Raw genomic sequence first — 16,954 nt, 5'->3', positions numbered from 1 at the left:
AAAAAAAACCGCCTCGAAAGAGGCGGTTTTTTTGTGTCCGGAGTTTTTCCTGGATCAGGCTTATCCCATCATGTCCTTGATCATGCGTTCCTGCTCCATCAGCTCGCGCTGACGAGCATCGATACGCGACGACAGTGGGAAGTTGCTGCCAGCCTTGCGTTTGGCGAAGTCCAGTTGCTGGATGGCCTGGCGATAATCGCCAACCAGCGCGAAGTACTCGGCACGAGCTTGATGCAGGCCGATGATATTGCCCGACAGGCCGCGGGTCTCAGCCACCTGATACCAGACATCCGGATCGTTCGGGCGTGATTTCAAGAGACCTTCCAGGGCTTTTTCCGCATCGGCGGTACGGTTCTGCTTCAACAGCAGATCGACTCGCACCTGATTCAACGGGTAGTTGCCCGGATACTGCGTCAGCATGCGGTCGACCCGCGACTGCGCCTCCGCCAGACGATTGTTGGTGATATCAAGATCGACCTGCGCGAGGTTATAGATAATCTCGTTCGGCGATTTTTCCAGTAGTTGCTTCAGGTTTTCCCGCGCTTCATTCAACTGGCCGCCCTTGATCTGGGCAATCGCCAGGCCGTAACGGGCCACGTCGTTTTTCGGGTTCTCATCCAGCTGTGCACGGAAACGCTTGGCGCCAAGGCCCGGGGTTTCCTCGTAGATCAGTTGCACCCGCGCGCGGATCAGTTGATAGCGCATGCTGTCTTCAATGCCGCCGGGCTTGGCCTGTTCTGCACGGTTGCGAGTGTCGGCGATCCGCGACTCGGTCACCGGGTGAGTCAGCAGGAATTCTGGCGGCTTGGCGTCGTAGCGGTACTGGCGCATCAGGCGTTCGAACATGGTCGGCATGGAGCGCGGGTCGTAGCCGGCCTTCTCGAGGTTGAGGATGCCGATGCGGTCGGCTTCTTGTTCGTTCTGGCGGGAGAAGGTCCGTTGCGACTGGATTGCCGCCGCCTGGGTGCCGGCGATGGTCGCGATACCAGCCTCGCCGCCACCGGCGGCCGCAATGACGATCCCGGCCAGCAAAGCTGCCATCATCGGCACCTGCATGCGCTGCGACGCCTCGACGCCTCGGGCGAAGTGGCGTTGCGACAAGTGAGCCAGTTCGTGAGCCAGTACCGAGGCGTATTCACCTTCGGTCTGGGCATTGAGGAACAGGCCGCCGTTGACCCCGACAATTCCGCCCGGTGCCGCGAAGGCGTTGAGCTGCGGGCTGTTGATCAGGATGAACTCCAGGCGTCGGTCGTTGACCTGGCTGGTTTCCACCAGTTTATAGACGCTGGATTCGACGTAGTCCTTGAGCTGTGGATCGTTGAGCTGTGAAACCTGACTGCGCAGCAGCGCCAACCAGGCGCGGCCCAGTTGGTATTCCTGTTGTGGCGAGACAATGGCAGAACTGGCGTCACCGAGTGACGGCAGGTCGTCGGCGAAGCCCGGTGAGGCGAGCAGGCAAGCGAGCGTCAGCAGGGTAGGGCGCAAAAATGTCATGCACAAAGCCTTAGTCGACAAAGACCTTACTGTAGCCGGACACCGGGCTTGCGACCAGATATTCTAGGCAGCCTGACCCTCTGAACCGGAGTAACGCATGATCGACGCTGTAGCCCATGACTGTGAACTGGACGCCAGCGGCCTGAACTGTCCATTGCCGTTGCTCAAGGCCAAGATGGAACTGAACAAGTTGCCCAGCGGCGCGGTACTCAAGGTGATCGCCACTGACGCCGGCTCGCAACGCGACTTTCGCACCTTTGCCCGGTTGGCCGGTCATACGCTGCTGCGTGAAGAAGACGAGGCGGGCGTCTACCGGTACTGGTTGAAAAAAGCCTGAAATCGACAGCGTAAAAGACCTAAGGATTATTGATGTTCAAAGTGTTACGCGACTGGATTCAGCGCTACTTTTCCGATGAGGAAGCGGTGGTGCTGGCGGTGTTGTTGTTTCTCGCCTTCACCGCCGTGCTTACCCTTGGCGGAATGCTTGCGCCCGTGCTGGCCGGGATGGTGCTGGCGTACCTGATGCAAGGGCTGGTGGTTACCCTTGAACGCTTGCGCATGCCGGGTGGTGTGGCGGTTGGTCTGGTGTTTGCCCTGTTCATGGGCGTGCTGATGCTATTCATTGTCGTGGTGCTTCCACTGCTCTGGCATCAATTGATCACGCTGTTCAACGAGTTACCGGGCATGCTCGCCAAGTGGCAATCGCTGCTGTTGCTGCTGCCGGAGCGCTATCCGCATCTGGTGTCCGACGAGCAGGTGCTGCAAGCCATCGAAGCCGCGCGCGGGGAGATCGGCAAATTCGGTCAATGGGCGCTGACGTTCTCGCTGTCGAGCCTGCCGCTGCTGGTGAACATCATGATCTACCTGGTCCTGGTGCCGATCCTGGTGTTCTTCTTCCTCAAGGATCGGGTAATGATCGGCGAGTGGGTGCGCGGCTATTTGCCACGTGAGCGGGCCCTGATCACCCGGGTTGCCGAGGAAATGAACCGACAGATCGCCAACTACATTCGCGGCAAGGTCATCGAGATCGTGATCTGTGGCGGGGTGACCTACATTGCCTTCGTCGCCCTCGGGTTGAACTACGCGGCGCTGCTGGCTTTGCTGGTGGGCGTGTCGGTGGTGGTGCCATATGTCGGGGCGGTGGTGGTGACGGTGCCGGTGATGCTGATTGCGCTGTTCCAGTGGGGCTGGAGTGATCAGTTCATCTATCTGATGGCGGTCTACGGGATCATCCAGACACTGGATGGCAACGTGCTGGTGCCGTTGCTGTTTTCCGAAGCGGTCAACCTGCACCCGGTGGCGATCATCTGCGCGGTGCTGTTGTTCGGCGGATTGTGGGGCTTCTGGGGCGTGTTCTTCGCGATTCCGCTGGCGACGCTGTTCAAGGCTGTGCTTGATGCGTGGCCGCGCAAGGAGCCGGTGGTGGCGCCGCTGCTTTGAAAGCAATTCGGCGCCCGCCAGGGCGCCGAAAGGGTCAGGCCTTGTTCAGCGTCTGAGCGGCGGCCAGCACCGCATCAACGTGAGCCGGCACCTTCACGCCGCGCCATTCCTGGCGCAGTACGCCATTCTTGTCGATCAGGAAAGTGCTGCGATCCACGCCCAGGTATTCCTTGCCGTAGAGCTTTTTCAACTTGATCACGTCGAACAGCTGGCAGACGGCTTCGTCCTTGTCGCTGATCAGCTCGAACGGAAACTCCTGCTTGCACTTGAAGTTTTCGTGGGACTTCAGGCTGTCGCGGGAGATGCCGAAGATTTCCGTGTTGGCAGCCTTGAACGCCGCGTACTGATCACGAAAACCCTGACCTTCGGTGGTGCAGCCCGGGGTGCTGTCCTTCGGGTAGAAGTAGATCACCACTTGCTTGCCCTTGAGAGCCGAAAGGCTGACGGTCTGCCCCCTGGTGGCGGGCGCTTCGAAATCGGCAACCGGTTGATCGATAGCTACGGCCATGAAAGTTTCCTTACATTGGGTTCTGTGGGCGCCACGGTTCGATCAGTGCGTCCAGGTTCATGGCATCGGCGAAGTCCAGGAACTGGTCGCGCAGCCAGCTGATCTGAGTGCCGGCTGGCAGGGTCACGGTGAACGTGGCGTTGAGCATGGTGCCGCCGGTCTGTGGCGCCTGATAGGTATCGCAGGTCAGGTTTTCCAGCTCGACGTTGTGATCCATGAAGAACTGGCACAGCTCGTTGATGATGTCCGGGCGATAGGCCGAGGACACGTAAGCCACGTAAGGCAGGGCCTGAGGACGATTTTCCAGGGCGGCGCTGCGCACGACATTGACGGTGAACGCATGCTTCTTGGCCAGGCTCGGCAGGCTGCCTTCCAGGCGCGCCAGGGCGTCCCAACTGCCGGAGATCTCGAGGATCAGCGCGCTGCACTCGCCGTGACGGGTCAGGCGTGAGGTGACGACCGCGCAGCGGTTTTCATGGCTGGCGCGGCACAGGACGTTGGTCAGCTCCATGGGATTGGCGCCGAGGGCACTGACGACAAGGAATTGTTCGCGAACTGTGGGGGTGGACATGCAGCATTCCTAAAGCGATGAGCGGTCGGTAGGGTGAGGGCTTAAATGCCGGGACATACCAGTCCGAGAGGCCCGATTCCTTTGTCGCTACGGTTCCAATAATAAGGAAGCGTAAGGCGGCGACAGTAGAAGGGGTCTGGGAGGCCGAAACGGGGGGCTGGAACCCGGCGTACAAACTGATCAGTACCGATCAAAGTCTGAAGGGTAGCGAAAAGCGGCGCCAAGGGGAATGGCGGCGCAGTACTTCGCTTGTGCAAGCATCTTGGCGCCAGTACCATTACCGCTCTCTTTTTCCGGCAGGAGCGGTTTCATGATTGCGGGCAGTATGGTGGCACTGGTCACACCCATGGATGCACAAGGGCGTCTTGACTGGGACAGCCTCAGCAAACTCGTGGACTTCCATCTCAAGAACGGCACCCATGCCATTGTCGCGGTCGGTACTACCGGCGAGTCGGCAACCCTTGATGTAGAAGAACACATTGCTGTCATCAAAGCCGTGGTCAAACAGGTGGCCGGTCGCATTCCGGTCATCGCCGGTACTGGCGCCAACTCGACCCGCGAAGCCGTCGAGCTGACCCGCAACGCCAAGGCGGCCGGTGCCGATGCCTGCCTGCTGGTAGTCCCGTACTACAACAAGCCGACCCAGGAAGGCCTGTACCAGCACTTCAAGCACATCGCCGAAGCGGTCGACATCCCGCAGATCCTCTACAACGTTCCTGGCCGCACTTCCTGCGACATGCAGGCCGAGACCGTGATCCGCCTGTCCACCGTGCCGAACATCATCGGTATCAAGGAAGCCACTGGCGACCTGAAGCGTGCCAAGGCAATCCTCGACGGCGTGAGCAAAGACTTCATCGTGTTGTCCGGCGATGATCCGACCGCAGTCGAGCTGATCCTGCTGGGCGGCAAAGGCAATATCTCCGTCACCGCCAACGTCGCCCCGCGCGAAATGGCCGACCTGTGCGAGGCCGCGCTCAAGGGCGACGCCGAGACCGCACGGGCCATCAACGAAAAACTGATGCCGCTGCACAAGGACCTGTTCATCGAAGCCAACCCGATCCCGGTGAAATGGGCTTTGGTCGAAATGGGCCTGATGCACGAAGGCATCCGCCTGCCGCTGACCTGGCTGAGCGCTCCTTGTCATGAAACGTTGCGCTCGGCCCTGCGCCAGTGCAGCGTCCTGGTTTAATTGAGGAAGTACAACGCATGAAGCGAATGGCCGGACTTTCCGCACTTGCCTTGATTATCTCCAGCACCAGTGGCTGCGGATGGATCTGGGGCCCGGAAGGTTATTTCCGCGACCGTGGTAGCGACTACCTGGAAGCGAAACAGACTGCACCGATGCAATTGCCACCGGATGTCAGCACCTCCAAACGCCTGGATCCGCTGCTGCCGATCCCGCGTAACGTAGCCGACGACACCGCCACCGGCGAATACGTGGTTCCTCGTCCTCTACCGCTGTCGGCGATTGCCGACGCCAGCGACTACTCGCTGCAGAAGAGCGGTGATTCGCGCTGGGTCATGGGCCAGCATCCACCGGCCGAAGTCTGGCCAGTGGCTGTGCAGTTCTTCCAGGACAACGGTTTCCGTCTGGATGAACAGCGTCCGCAAACCGGCGAATTCACCACCACCTGGCAACATTCCGACGAATTGTCCGCCGCCATGGCCAAGCGCCTGAGCGCCGCCGGCGTCGGTGCCGACAGCGAAACCCGCGTGCGGGTACGCATCGAGCCGGGCGTTCAGCGCAATACCAGTGAAATCTACGTGGTCAGCGCCGAGCGTCCTGCCGGCAGCACCGCCAATGTCGATTTCACCAACCGTTCGGTCAACACTGGCCTGGACGCTGCTTTGGTCGACGACATGCTCGCGAGCATGAGCCGTACCTCCGAGAAGGGCGGTTCGGTGTCGATGCTGGCATCGCGTGATTTCGATACCCCGAGCCGTGTCAGCCTCAACGAAGACGGCAGCGGCAACCCGGTATTGAACGTCGGTTCGGACCTGGACCGTGCCTGGTCGAGCGTTGGTCGTGCCCTGGAGCAAGGCCAATGGCGCGTTGAAGACATCAACCGCAGCCTGGGCCTGTACTACATCAACCTGGCCGAAAAAGCCGAGAAGAAAGACGAGAAGCCTGGTTTCTTCAGCAGCCTGTTCGGCAGTGCGCCGACCAAGGAAGAAGTTGAAGCCCGTGCCGAGCGTTATCAGGTTCGCCTGAGCAAGGTTGGCGACAACGTTCAGGTCACCGTCGAGAAAAACATCAACACCGTTGCCCCGGCCGATGTGGCCCGCAAAGTGTTGAGCGTGATTCAGGATAATCTGGGCTGATCCCATGCGTTTTGCCGTTCTCGGCAGCGGTAGCCAAGGGAACGGCACGCTGATCGCCAGTGCTGATACGTATGTGCTGGTGGATTGTGGTTTTTCCCTGCGGGAAACCGAAAAACGCCTGTTGCGCCTGGGTGTGAGCCCGGCGCAACTGAGCGCGATACTCGTAACCCACGAACATGCCGACCACGTGCATGGCGTGGGTTTGCTGTCTCGGCGCTACAATCTGCCGGTCTACCTCAGTCGCGGCACACTGCGCGGGATGCGCAAACCGATTGAGCCCGCAGGCTTCGTGGCCGGCGGCGAGCAACTGCAGATCGGTGCTCTGGACATCGGGGTCATTGCCGTGGCCCATGATGCACAGGAACCGACCCAGTATGTGTTCAGCGACGGAGAGCGGCGTTTCGGCCTGTTGACCGATCTGGGTTCATACTGCGAGCGGGTGCTGGACGGTTATCGGGACCTCGATGCGTTGATGATCGAGTCCAATCATTGTCGCGACATGCTGGCCCGTGGTCATTACCCGTACTTTCTCAAGCAACGGGTGGGCGGCGAGCTGGGACATTTGAACAACCATCAGGCGGCATTCCTGGTGGCCGAGTTGGGCTGGCAAGGTCTGCAACATCTGGTCCTGGCCCATCTGAGCAGCAAGAACAACCTGCCGCAGCTGGCCCGGCAATGTTTTGTCGACACCCTCGGGTGCGACCCGGACTGGCTGCAACTGGCCGATCAAGATTCAGGGCTCGACTGGCGCCACATCGCCTAGCCCATCTACTTAGCAAGCGGAGCCCATCATGGAAAAACGTGAAGAACTCTACCGCGGCAAAGCCAAATCGGTTTACAAGACCGACGACGCTGACCGCTTGATCCTGCTGTTTCGCAACGACACTTCGGCGTTCGACGGCAAGCGCATCGAGCAGCTCGACCGCAAAGGCATGGTGAACAACAAGTTCAACGCCTTCATCATGCAGAAACTCGAAGCGGCCGGCATTCCGACCCAATTCGACAAACTGCTGGCCGACAACGAAGTGCTGGTGAAAAAACTCGACATGATTCCGGTCGAGTGCGTTGTGCGTAACTACGCCGCCGGCAGCCTGGTCAAGCGCCTGGGCGTTGAAGAAGGCCTGAAGCTCAACCCTTACACCTTCGAACTGTTCCTGAAGGACGACGCCAAGGGCGACCCGTTCATCAACGAGTCCCACGTTGTGGCATTCGGCTGGGGCACCGCCGAGCAACTGGTTCGCATGAAAGAGCTGTCGCTCAAGGTCAACGAAGTCCTGAGTAAACTGTTCGACGACGCCGGCCTGCTGTTGGTGGACTTCAAGCTTGAGTTCGGCGTGTTCAGCGACGGCTCCATCGTCCTGGGCGACGAGTTCAGCCCGGACGGCTGCCGTCTGTGGGACAAGGACACCAAGAAGAAGATGGACAAGGACCGCTTCCGTCAGGGCCTCGGTGACGTCATCGAAGCCTACGAAGAAGTCGCCAACCGTCTGGGCGTGCCGCTTTAATCGACGCAAGCATCTGATAGCACGAAGAAATTTTCGAAAGAGGGTTTGCTTTCGGTAAAAGTGTTGTTATGATGCGCGCCGTTGGAGAGATGCCAGAGTGGCCGAATGGGACGGATTCGAAATCCGTTGTACCTTCACCGGTACCTAGGGTTCGAATCCCTATCTCTCCGCCATTACAGAAAAACTTTTGTAATTCAATGAGTTACGAGGGTTCAGAAACAGCGATTTGTAGCAGTGGTTTGTAGCAATTTTTTGCCAAACTGCAGCGGTCAAATCGCTGTTTTTTTTCGCCTGTATTTTTTGTTGAATAATGAAGTCCTACCGTCACGTCTGGCCAGCACCCTCTATGACCGACTATGGTGCGAAACGCCGGGGTTCGCCTCGCTTTGCACTGCACGCGAGCGATTGAGCGTCAGAAGCTCTTGCTCAGCGGCAGAGCCGCTTGACATGGTGCGGTCTGCAGTAGTGCAGGAAAGACTGAACCAAGGTAGTGTTGCGCCTAAGACAAATGTCAGTGAGTATGGAGGCATTACGCCACCAAGGAAAGGGTCACCATGTCTTACCAGATCGTCTGTCTAGCAAACTCTTGGAAGCACAAGGCACGATGTGTTGCCGGAAAAATCGTTACTGGCCAATACAAAGGGTATTGGGTTCGACCTGTTGGCAACAGAGAAGATAACAGAGCGATTTTAGATGCGGAACGCCAATATGCCACGGGTGGGTTTGCGGTTCCTCTTGACGTGATGCAAATTTCTTTTTCTGCTAAGCAGGAAGGAACATTTCAACAAGAAAACCTGATTATATCTGATGAAAAATGGCAGCGAGTGGGGCGGCTGACAATTGCTGATTTAGCGGGTTATGTGGATTCTCCAGATCAGCTTTGGGAAAATGGTCATGACAGTACCTATGGTAAAAATGACAAGGTTCCTAGCGTTTTTCTGGCCAACCCAATCAAATCCCTCTATTTAATCAGACCCGAAAATGTCCATATTCGGGTTGCTATGGAGCATGGTGATAAGCCGAAGGTTCGAGTTTTTTTCGACTATAACGGCGTCAATTATGGTCTGACCGCAACTGACTCAACACTAGTATTTGATTATCAAAATAGAGCGGTTGGAAGCTATCAGCTAGGCAATATTTCCTATTTGACGATTAGCTTAGGTGAAAAACTGGCCTCTGGTGATAGTTATAAGCTGATTGCTCACGCTTTCTGAGGCAACCAATGAAAATATTTACTATCGGATTCACAGAGAAAAAAGCAGAACGCTTTTTCTCTTTGATAAAATTATCAGGTACAAAGCGGATTGTTGATGTTCGATTGAATAATATTTCTCAGCTCTCAGGCTTTGCCAAAAGGGATGACTTGAAATATTTCCTAAAAGAATTATGCGACGTTGACTACGTGCACCTGCCAGAATTGGCACCAACAAAAGAGATTTTGTCGCCATACCAAAAAAAGGAAATTTCGTGGCAGCAGTATGAGGATAAATTCCTCAATCTCATGGCGAAACGAAATATTGAAAAGCACGTTAAACCAGACGTCATTGACGAAGGGTGTTTGCTTTGCAGTGAACATCAACCGCACCAGTGTCATCGACGTCTGGTTGCGAACTATCTTAAGGAAGCGTGGGATCAGTCCGATGCGGTTGTTAAAGATCTAGTATGAAAGAAGATGCAAAAGTTTTAATTGCATACCCTAACGAATTCCTTTCTTACTCTAAGTTTGAAAGGAAAGTCGATAGGATCATCAGCTCTCTTGAAAAAGTAGAGCTTATTTTCGTTCGTGATGAAAATGGTTTTATCGAAAAATATTCGACGTCTCAGGGGTTGCAGACGACCTCTTTTAAGTCAGATAAAGATGCGTTAGAGGTCGTTACGCATGCCGTGCTTTTTCAAGATGAGGAAAGAAACTGTTTCTTCACCTTGTATGATGAACTGCAAGAAAAAAAAATACCTACAAGGGTGATAAATTTAAGAATCACCAAAGTCTCTAACAAAGACATGGGCGATAGTTACGATGTGTACATTGGTAGAGGAACCCTATGGGGCAATCCTTACCAGATGGGCAAGGAAGGCACTCGCGATGAGGTAATAGCCAAATTCGCTTATGATTTTGATAAGCGATTTTTGAAATTACCCGAAAAATTTGATGAGAACATCGAAAAGCTCAGAGGCAAGACGCTAGGTTGTCACTGCAAGCCTGCGGCCTGTCACGGAGACGTAATCGCAAATTATCTAAACTCCCAAGATGATGGGAAGTGACCATGGTTCAGCTAGTAGCGTTTCGTAATGTCGATGGTCACTTAGGATTTATTCAAACGAAATGGGGGCGTATTTGTTTTTTTGTTCGAATACCATGGGGTCGACGCCATTTTTTCCTCCGTCTATATTTGAAAAGCCCCGTGTCTAGAAAGAAGCGGGGCTTTTTCGTTTTTGCTGGAAAGCGGTGTGTTACGTGATCGTTATTTTTCTGTGCTCAGTTCTCTGGCCGTCTTCGGTGAAACTACCTTCATCACATCATCAACAACCGCCTTACCCATCTCCGTCAGGAAATGCGCTGCCCAGGCATATCGGTCGGTTTCTCGAATGAACGCTGCATCCTCTGCAAGTGCTTTGGCAAGGGCCAGTAGGTCGGAGGCCTGAGACAACGCTTTGCTTATGGGGACTCCAGCGCTAACGGTGAATAATGGGTTGTCCGAGCAGTAGAGAAACGGTGTGGAGCCGAGAGTTTTTTCTTCTGTTTTGTCAGTCATTCTTCACCTCCGTATGTGCTCGACATGAGGAGAGGTAAAGCGGGGAGGGGAGGCTTTCGTAATCGGTTGCTGATGTGCATTTTTTAATTCCCTTGATTTTTGAGCTGCCGCATCCGATACCAAGCGAATGGGGTGGCAGCTATGCGCGGGTTGGTAAACCGGGGAATCAAGGAAACCGGCACGGCCGAAGCCGTCCCACGCACAGCCGCCATAAAACAGAACTACAGACGAATATCGGCCGTAATTGTATGGGGACGCTGGTGCGCCTTATTCCGTCGGGTTACCAAGCCCAGTCGCTGATGTGCAGCGACGTCTTGAGAATATCCCGCCGAAAGAAAGGCCAACAAGGCAGCAACCGGCAAGTATGCACAGCTACAGCCCATTCACACGCAACTCGCGGATTCTGCCTACAAGCCCGTTTTGAGTCACCTGATTATTCTTGTCGGCGTGATGCTCAACCCCTCGAACGAGCAGGTGCAATCCGATGAACGAGATGAACTACAGCGGTTACAGCGCCCGTATTGAATACTGTGACGACGACGGTCTGCTTGTTGGCCGCATCGCGGGAATAAAGGATGTCGTTGGATTTCACTGCAAGTCGATCAAAGAACTCCGAGAGACATTTGAAGAAGCCGTCACCGACTATCTGGAAACCTGCGCCAAGCTTGGGAGAGAGCCGCAGAAACCTAAGATGAGTCGTGGCTCACATTCCGCATTAACTGACTAAACTCCTGCATTCCAGGTCATGGACCACCGGGTCCCCGGCGGTCACCCCCTTCAATGCATGAGGTTCGGTCATGGCAAAGGGAAAGAAGAAAGACTCGCCCCAAAATACCCCCGCAGATCCCCCGAAGCTGTCGAGCAAGGACTATCTGGCGGAGCTGCGTCGACTGCACGTTGAGCTCGTCAAACTCCAGGAGTGGGTGAGAGCCGAAGGCATCAAGGTCTGTGTAATTTTCGAAGGGCGTGATGGTGCGGGCAAGGGCGGGACGATCAAGGCGCTTACCGATCGGGTCAGCCCGCGGGTCTTTCGGGTGGTAGCGTTGCCGGCCCCGAGCGAGCGTGAGAAGAGCCAGATGTATCTGCAGCGCTACCTGCCTTATCTGCCGGCGGCCGGTGAGGTGGTGATCTTCGATCGCAGTTGGTACAACCGCGCCGGTGTCGAGCGAGTGATGGGGTTCTGTACCGAGGATCAGGCCGAAAAGTTCCTCAAGACGGTGCCCCTGGTGGAGCACGCGATCGTCGATTCCGGTGTGATTCTGCTCAAATACTGGTTGAACGTCAGTCAGGAAGAACAGACGCGCCGGCTGGAGGAGCGTATCAAGGACGGTCGAAAGATCTGGAAACTGTCTCCCATGGATCTCAAGTCCTACAGCCGCTGGTACGACTATTCTCGGGCGCGCGATGACATGATCAAGGCGACCGATACCGAATATGCGCCCTGGCTGGTGGCCGACTCGAACGACAAACGGCGAGCGCGCCTGAATATCATCTCCGATCTCCTCAGCCGTATTCCGTACAAGAGTGTTTCGCGGGAGAAGGTTGAGTTGCCCAAGCGGCAGAAGCCTGGGGGCTACAAGGAATCGGATTATCCCTTCCGGCATATCCCCGAGAAGTTCTGAGGACTGGCGTCGTGTCAGTCGCGGAAAAGCCCCGTAGATGAAAATCTGCGGGGCTTTTTGGTTTCTGCAGGGTTACCAGCCAGCCCTCAAATCTCCTTCACCGGCGTATCCCCCTGCACACCCTTGATCAATTCGATCACGTGCAGGCAATCCGACTTGTTCACATACGATTCCCCGCTGGCAACCGTCTCATGGTTCCCTGCGCGCAGCCGCCAGCGCCATTGGCCCTTGCCGGTGCTCGGGGTGCCCTTGGATTGCCTGTAAATCTCGAAATACATTCAGCTCGCTCCATGCGATGGGATATTGCGACAACCTGTTTGGCGCATGGTCGCAAGCCTAGCGGAGCCGGGTTATTTGGCTATCGGGGATGTGTTTCCAATCGTTGACTAATGTTTCCGCGAGGCGCGGCGCAGAGCGTCGGGATCGGCCTTCGGATTGGCAGGTACGTCCTCGGGGCACCCTTGCATGACCTTCTGTGGTGCTGCTTAATACGGGGCGGCTCATGGCGTCAAACTAGGTTCGACGACCGACAAACACTATAAGAAAGAGCAGTCCATTGATCCCTTCGCATGGAACGCCAAACGCGGGCCCGGTGACATTGTCGCTGGTGGTTCCCGTCTTCAATGAAGAGGACAGCCTCGACGGCTTTCTCCTGCGCATTCGTCAGGTGTTCGAGCGTGAGGCGCAGATCAACCTTGAATTGGTGTTCGTCAACGACGGCAGCACCGATACGACGCTGGAGCGCCTGCTGCTCTGCCAGCAGAGCGATTCGCGCATTCGCATCGTCGATCTGAGCCGCAACTTCGGCAAGGAGGCTGCGCTTTCCGCCGGTTTGCAGATTGCCACCGGGCAGGTCGTGGTGCCGATCGATGTAGACCTTCAGGACCCGCCCGAGGTCATTCTGCAGATGATCGAGCGTTGGCGCGAAGGTTATGAAGTGGTGCTGGGGCATCGCCTCAGCCGTCGTAACGACTCTTGGGCCAAGCAGACTTCCGCCAACTGGTTCTATCGTCTGCACAACAAAATTGCCGAACAGGCATTGCCGGAAAACGTCGGCGATTTTCGTCTGATGGATCGTTGCGTGGTCGATGCGCTGCTGACGCTGCCGGAGTCGCGGCGGTTCATGAAAGGCCTGTTTGCCTGGGTCGGGTTTCGTACCACCCAGGTCGAATACGAGCGCCCGGAGCGGGCGGCGGGGCAGAGCAAATTCAATGGCTGGCGGCTGTGGAATTTCGCGCTCGAAGGCATCACCAGTTTCAGCACCGAGCCCTTGCGGATCTGGACATACCTGGGGGCGTTGGTGTCTCTGGTGTCGTTTGCCTTCGCCATGTTCATTGTGGTGCGCACGCTGATCCATGGTGTCGACATGCCGGGTTACGCCTCGCTGATGGTTGCAGTGACCTTTCTTGGTGGCCTGCAACTGATCGGTATCGGTGTACTGGGTGAATATCTGGGCCGAACCTATATCGAAGCGAAGCGCCGGCCGGTTTTCCTGGTGCGCCGCATTTACGAATCCAAGGACTGAAGCATGGATCTCAAGGAAACCGACATCCTCGGCGACAGCATCGGCGAGCATTGGTATTACTGTTCCAAGGCAGCGGCGACCCGCCGATTGCTGGGGGAAGCACCCATCATTCGAATTCTCGATGTCGGCGCCGGCTCCGGGTTCTTTTCCCATCATTTATTGACCCATACGGCGGCGCGTGAGGCGTGGTGTGTGGACATCAGCTACCCGGCCGACTCCAGCGTCACCACGGCCGGCAAACCGGTGCATTACCGTCGCTCGATCGACACCGTTGATGCTGATCTGGTATTGCTTATGGATGTGCTGGAGCACGTCGATGACGACCTCGGCCTGCTCAAGTCATACGTCGACAAAGTGCCGTCCGGCAGTCGTTTCCTGATGACTGTGCCGGCGTTTCAGTTCATGTGGAGCGGGCACGATGATTTCCTCGAACACAAGCGTCGCTACACCCTGGCTCAGTTCGAAACCCTGGCAAAACGAGCCGGGTTGACTGTAGAGCGAGGTGCCTATTACTTCGGTGCGGTGTTCCCGATTGCGGCAGCGTCGCGATTGTTGTCCAGCGGCGCAATGGGCTCGGCAGCGCGCTCGCAGCTCAAGCGTCATCATCCGCTGGTCAATTCGCTGCTGAAGACAATGTGCCGACTGGAGCTGCCCTTGATGGGCATGAATCGTCTCGCGGGTTTGAGTGTGTTCGTGCTGGCGCGCAAACTGTGACGTCCGCCGAGAAAGCCGCATTTTTGCGGCGCGGTCTGCGCTTTGCTGTGACAGGCGTTTTCGTCACGGCGTTGCATGCATTGGTGGCGGTATTGTTCATCAATTTCGTGAGCCCTCAACCTCCTCTGGCCAACGGCGTGGCGTTTGTCGTCGCGACGGTGGTGTCCTATGTGATCAACACCACCTGGAGTTTTTCCGCCCCGTTGCACGGCAAGACCCTGCTGCGTTTTCTGCTGGTTTCGGCGGGAGGATTTGTGTTGGCGATGTGCGTGGCCTGGGCTGCCCAAATGGCCGGGCTGCACTACTTGATCGGGATCGTTGCCGTCGCGCTGACCATTCCGGCATTCACCTTTGTACTGCACAATTTCTGGACGTACCGATGAAGGATTCGGCAAAGCGCCTGGCAGTCACTCTGTTGCCTTTAATGATCGGCGTTCTGGCCTTTTTTATCGTGGTCGGCCCTCGCGCACTCAACCCGATGAACATTGCCTGGCTGGGGCAGGGGGATCCTGCAACGCATTATCTGGGGTGGGTGTTCTTTCGTCAGGCGCCCTGGACGTTTCCGTTGGGACTGAACCCTACGTATGGTCTGGAGTTGGGCAACGGGCTGATTTTTTCAGATTCCAATCCGCTGCTGGCGCTGTTGTTCAAGCCTTTCGCCGCGCTGTTGCCTGAGACGTTCCAGTATTTCGGACTCTGGTTTCTGGGGTGCTTCGTGTTGCAGGCATGGTTCGCGTGGAAATTGGTGGGGTTGATCACACCACGCGTTTCATTGCGGGCGTTGGGCGCTGCACTGTTTCTGTTTGCTCCGCCGATGATCATGCGCATGCCGGTGCATCTGTCACTGGCCGGGCACTTCGTGATTCTGGCGGCGCTTTATCTGGCGTTGCGCCCGGGCGATGAGCGCCGACGCCTGGCCTGGGGGGCGCTGCTGGGTTGTACCGCACTGATTCACGCCTATCTGCTGGCAATGGTCGGGCTTATCTGGGTGGCGGACCTTGCTGCCCGTTGCTTCAAAAGCAAGCTGACGTTACGCAGCGCGGCGGTCGAACTGGTCATGTTGTTCGCCCTGGTCAGCGTCTGTTGCTGGCAAGCCGGTTATTTTTCAGTGAGTGGCGCCGATGCGGCATCTGAAGGGTTCGGGTTATACCGGGCCAATCTCCTGACGCTGTTCAGTGCCAGTGCGTGGTCTTACGTCTTGCAGGATATACCGGGGCGACCGGGGGATTTTGAAGGGTTCGGCTTTCTCGGGCTTGGACTCCTGCTGCTGGCAATCTGCGGTTTTGTGGGGTGGGTGCAGGGGCAGACAGGCGTAGGGGCGAGATTGCGTCGGTATCGTTTTTTGCTGCTGGCCCTGATCGGACTGACGATTTTTGCCGTTTCCAACAACATTGCACTGGGGGCGTTGGGTTTCGCTTATCCGCTACCGGAAAAGGTCATCGCGATAGCCAATATCTTTCGGGCATCCGGGCGCATGTTCTGGCCGGTTTATTACGCAATCATTCTGCTGATTGTTTTTCTGGTGATTCGCGCCAACTCGCCTCGCACGGCAATCTGTCTGCTGGCGCTGGCTCTCGTGGTGCAAGTCCTGGACACGCGCAGTGGCTGGTCTGTGGTGCGCAAGCATTTGATGGTCGAGCCGGCGACCGAATGGGCCAGTCCTTTTGTCGATCCGTTCTGGCAACGCGCGGCTGTGCATTATTCGAAAATTCGCTGGATCGTGCCGCAGAACCAGTCGCCGCAATGGCTCGATATCGCCTCTTTTGCTGCGAGCCATGGTTTGTCGACGGATGCGGTCTACCTCGGGCGAATGGGCCGTGAGCAATGGCTTCGTGCCGATCAGCGTACGTCCGAGATACTGGGTACCGGACAATATGACGCCGATTCGTTGTACCTGCTCAGTGACCGTGCGCTCTTGCAAGCAGTACAGACCGTCAATACCCGCAACGATCTGTTGGCCAGTATCGACGGTTTTACCGTGCTGGCGCCAGGCTGGAAGCAGTGTCGCGAGTGTGTGCAAGTGTTCGCAGAAACGACACCGCAACAACTGGTTCCCGAATTATCTTCCGGCCAAAAGACGCCATTCGGCTTCGGTGCCGCAGGGAATGCATTGCTTGCGCAAGGTTGGTCGGATCCGGAGCCATGGGGTGTCTGGTCCAGTGGCCCTGCCGCCGAACTCGTGATGCGGGTTCCTGAATCGGCCCGCACCTTGCGTCTGGAGACCACCGCGTTCCTGGTGCCGGACCATGCCCGGCAGGGTGTCGTGGTCAAGCTCAATGGCGTCGAGGCATTGACGACCTCACTGGATAAGGCTGATGGCAACTCGCTCGAACTGAACCTGACCCCGGCGATCCGTCAACGGATCAGGGATGAAGGTTTGCTCCGGTTGCAGTTGCAGTTTGCCGACGCGATCAGCCCCCAGCAGTTGGGAATGGGACAAGACCCTAGAAAACTGGCCCTGGGATTGAAGGCGCTGACCGTCAACTGATCCATGGGCGCA

General features: G+C 56.6%; 19 protein-coding genes, 1 tRNA gene and 1 pseudogene. 16 read left to right on the top strand and 5 right to left on the bottom strand.

The features are described 5' to 3' along the window. Positions 1 to 60 precede the first annotated feature (60 nt). Positions 61 to 1,494, bottom strand: coding sequence for a M48 family metalloprotease (locus JJN09_RS00530; RefSeq protein WP_249485002.1), 1,434 nt, complete (start codon positions 1,492 to 1,494; stop codon positions 61 to 63). Between the two features lie 97 nt (positions 1,495 to 1,591). On the opposite strand from JJN09_RS00530, the gene JJN09_RS00525 reads away from it, so the two are divergent. Both JJN09_RS00525 and JJN09_RS00520 read left to right on the top strand, forming a co-directional pair. Next, positions 1,592 to 1,831, top strand: a complete 240-nt coding sequence (locus JJN09_RS00525; protein ID WP_249485001.1) for a sulfurtransferase TusA family protein — start codon at positions 1,592 to 1,594, stop codon at positions 1,829 to 1,831. A 32-nt stretch (positions 1,832 to 1,863) separates the two neighbouring features. Beyond that, on the top strand, positions 1,864 to 2,934 hold the full coding sequence (locus tag JJN09_RS00520; RefSeq protein ID WP_249485000.1) for an AI-2E family transporter: 1,071 nt from the start codon (positions 1,864 to 1,866) through the stop codon (positions 2,932 to 2,934). Between the two features lie 34 nt (positions 2,935 to 2,968). Here JJN09_RS00520 and JJN09_RS00515 read toward each other — a convergent pair whose 3' ends face one another. Continuing rightward, positions 2,969 to 3,442, bottom strand: coding sequence for a peroxiredoxin (locus JJN09_RS00515; RefSeq protein WP_249484999.1), 474 nt, complete (start codon positions 3,440 to 3,442; stop codon positions 2,969 to 2,971). 10 nt (positions 3,443 to 3,452) lie between these two features. Beyond that, positions 3,453 to 4,013 carry a glycine cleavage system protein R gene (locus tag JJN09_RS00510; RefSeq protein ID WP_249484998.1) on the bottom strand — a complete coding sequence of 187 codons (561 nt, stop codon included), beginning with the start codon at positions 4,011 to 4,013 and terminating at the stop codon, positions 3,453 to 3,455. 310 nt (positions 4,014 to 4,323) lie between these two features. On the opposite strand from JJN09_RS00510, the gene dapA reads away from it, so the two are divergent. The 8 genes from dapA to JJN09_RS00470 all read left to right on the top strand — a co-directional run bounded on the left by dapA (position 4,324) and on the right by JJN09_RS00470 (position 10,102). Continuing rightward, positions 4,324 to 5,202 carry a 4-hydroxy-tetrahydrodipicolinate synthase gene (dapA, locus tag JJN09_RS00505; protein WP_096819406.1) on the top strand — a complete coding sequence of 293 codons (879 nt, stop codon included), beginning with the start codon at positions 4,324 to 4,326 and terminating at the stop codon, positions 5,200 to 5,202. 17 nt (positions 5,203 to 5,219) lie between these two features. After that, a complete protein-coding gene (gene bamC / locus JJN09_RS00500) occupies positions 5,220 to 6,335 on the top strand; it encodes an outer membrane protein assembly factor BamC (RefSeq protein WP_249484997.1) in 1,116 nt (371 codons plus the stop codon). 4 nt (positions 6,336 to 6,339) lie between these two features. After that, positions 6,340 to 7,098 (top strand): MBL fold metallo-hydrolase, encoded by a 759-nt coding sequence (locus tag JJN09_RS00495; protein WP_249484996.1) that lies wholly within the window; start codon positions 6,340 to 6,342, stop codon positions 7,096 to 7,098. Positions 7,099 to 7,126: 28 nt separating this feature from the next. Further along, positions 7,127 to 7,840 carry a phosphoribosylaminoimidazolesuccinocarboxamide synthase gene (gene purC, locus JJN09_RS00490; RefSeq protein WP_077571533.1) on the top strand — a complete coding sequence of 238 codons (714 nt, stop codon included), beginning with the start codon at positions 7,127 to 7,129 and terminating at the stop codon, positions 7,838 to 7,840. Between the two features lie 83 nt (positions 7,841 to 7,923). Then, a tRNA-Ser gene (locus tag JJN09_RS00485) sits at positions 7,924 to 8,013 on the top strand. Between the two features lie 381 nt (positions 8,014 to 8,394). Next, positions 8,395 to 9,054: a hypothetical protein gene (locus tag JJN09_RS00480; RefSeq protein WP_249484995.1), complete on the top strand. Its 660-nt coding sequence runs from the start codon at positions 8,395 to 8,397 to the stop codon at positions 9,052 to 9,054. A gap of 8 nt (positions 9,055 to 9,062) precedes the next feature. After that, entirely contained in the window at positions 9,063 to 9,506 is a 444-nt protein-coding gene (locus JJN09_RS00475) for a DUF488 family protein (RefSeq protein ID WP_249484994.1), read from the top strand. Then, the gene (locus JJN09_RS00470) at positions 9,503 to 10,102 is read left to right on the top strand and encodes a DUF4326 domain-containing protein (RefSeq protein WP_249484993.1); all 600 of its coding nucleotides are present in this window, start codon (positions 9,503 to 9,505) and stop codon (positions 10,100 to 10,102) included. Before JJN09_RS00475 ends, JJN09_RS00470 begins: the two co-directional genes overlap by 4 nt. A 200-nt stretch (positions 10,103 to 10,302) precedes the next feature. Here JJN09_RS00470 and JJN09_RS00465 read toward each other — a convergent pair whose 3' ends face one another. Further along, the gene (locus JJN09_RS00465; RefSeq protein WP_249484992.1) at positions 10,303 to 10,593 is read right to left on the bottom strand and encodes a DUF3077 domain-containing protein; all 291 of its coding nucleotides are present in this window, start codon (positions 10,591 to 10,593) and stop codon (positions 10,303 to 10,305) included. Between the two features lie 484 nt (positions 10,594 to 11,077). On the opposite strand from JJN09_RS00465, the pseudogene JJN09_RS00460 reads away from it, so the two are divergent. Both JJN09_RS00460 and ppk2 read left to right on the top strand, forming a co-directional pair. Further along, positions 11,078 to 11,278, top strand: a pseudogene (locus tag JJN09_RS00460) (type II toxin-antitoxin system HicB family antitoxin); the annotation flags it as partial. Between the two features lie 112 nt (positions 11,279 to 11,390). After that, a complete protein-coding gene (ppk2, locus tag JJN09_RS00455; protein WP_249484991.1) occupies positions 11,391 to 12,215 on the top strand; it encodes a polyphosphate kinase 2 in 825 nt (274 codons plus the stop codon). 86 nt (positions 12,216 to 12,301) lie between these two features. Here ppk2 and JJN09_RS00450 read toward each other — a convergent pair whose 3' ends face one another. Next, a complete protein-coding gene (locus JJN09_RS00450; protein WP_249484990.1) occupies positions 12,302 to 12,493 on the bottom strand; it encodes a DUF1508 domain-containing protein in 192 nt (63 codons plus the stop codon). 281 nt (positions 12,494 to 12,774) lie between these two features. On the opposite strand from JJN09_RS00450, the gene JJN09_RS00445 reads away from it, so the two are divergent. From JJN09_RS00445 to JJN09_RS00430, 4 genes are read left to right on the top strand one after another with little or no spacing between them, the layout of a single operon-like run. Further along, on the top strand, positions 12,775 to 13,740 hold the full coding sequence (locus tag JJN09_RS00445; RefSeq protein WP_249490876.1) for a glycosyltransferase family 2 protein: 966 nt from the start codon (positions 12,775 to 12,777) through the stop codon (positions 13,738 to 13,740). A gap of 3 nt (positions 13,741 to 13,743) precedes the next feature. Continuing rightward, complete coding sequence (locus JJN09_RS00440; protein ID WP_249484989.1) at positions 13,744 to 14,454, top strand: bifunctional 2-polyprenyl-6-hydroxyphenol methylase/3-demethylubiquinol 3-O-methyltransferase UbiG; 711 nt, start codon at positions 13,744 to 13,746, stop codon at positions 14,452 to 14,454. Continuing rightward, positions 14,451 to 14,837 (top strand): GtrA family protein, encoded by a 387-nt coding sequence (locus tag JJN09_RS00435; RefSeq protein ID WP_249484988.1) that lies wholly within the window; start codon positions 14,451 to 14,453, stop codon positions 14,835 to 14,837. Before JJN09_RS00440 ends, JJN09_RS00435 begins: the two co-directional genes overlap by 4 nt. Further along, entirely contained in the window at positions 14,834 to 16,942 is a 2,109-nt protein-coding gene (locus JJN09_RS00430; RefSeq protein ID WP_249490875.1) for a DUF6311 domain-containing protein, read from the top strand. The genes JJN09_RS00435 and JJN09_RS00430 overlap by 4 nt, the downstream gene beginning before the upstream one ends. Positions 16,943 to 16,954: the final 12 nt, after the last annotated feature.

This window comes from Pseudomonas sp. HS6 (assembly GCF_023375815.1).
Taxonomy (GTDB): Bacteria; Pseudomonadota; Gammaproteobacteria; order Pseudomonadales; family Pseudomonadaceae; genus Aquipseudomonas.
Note: the sequence above shows the minus strand (reverse complement) of the source record. Positions and strands in the feature narration are given on the sequence as shown.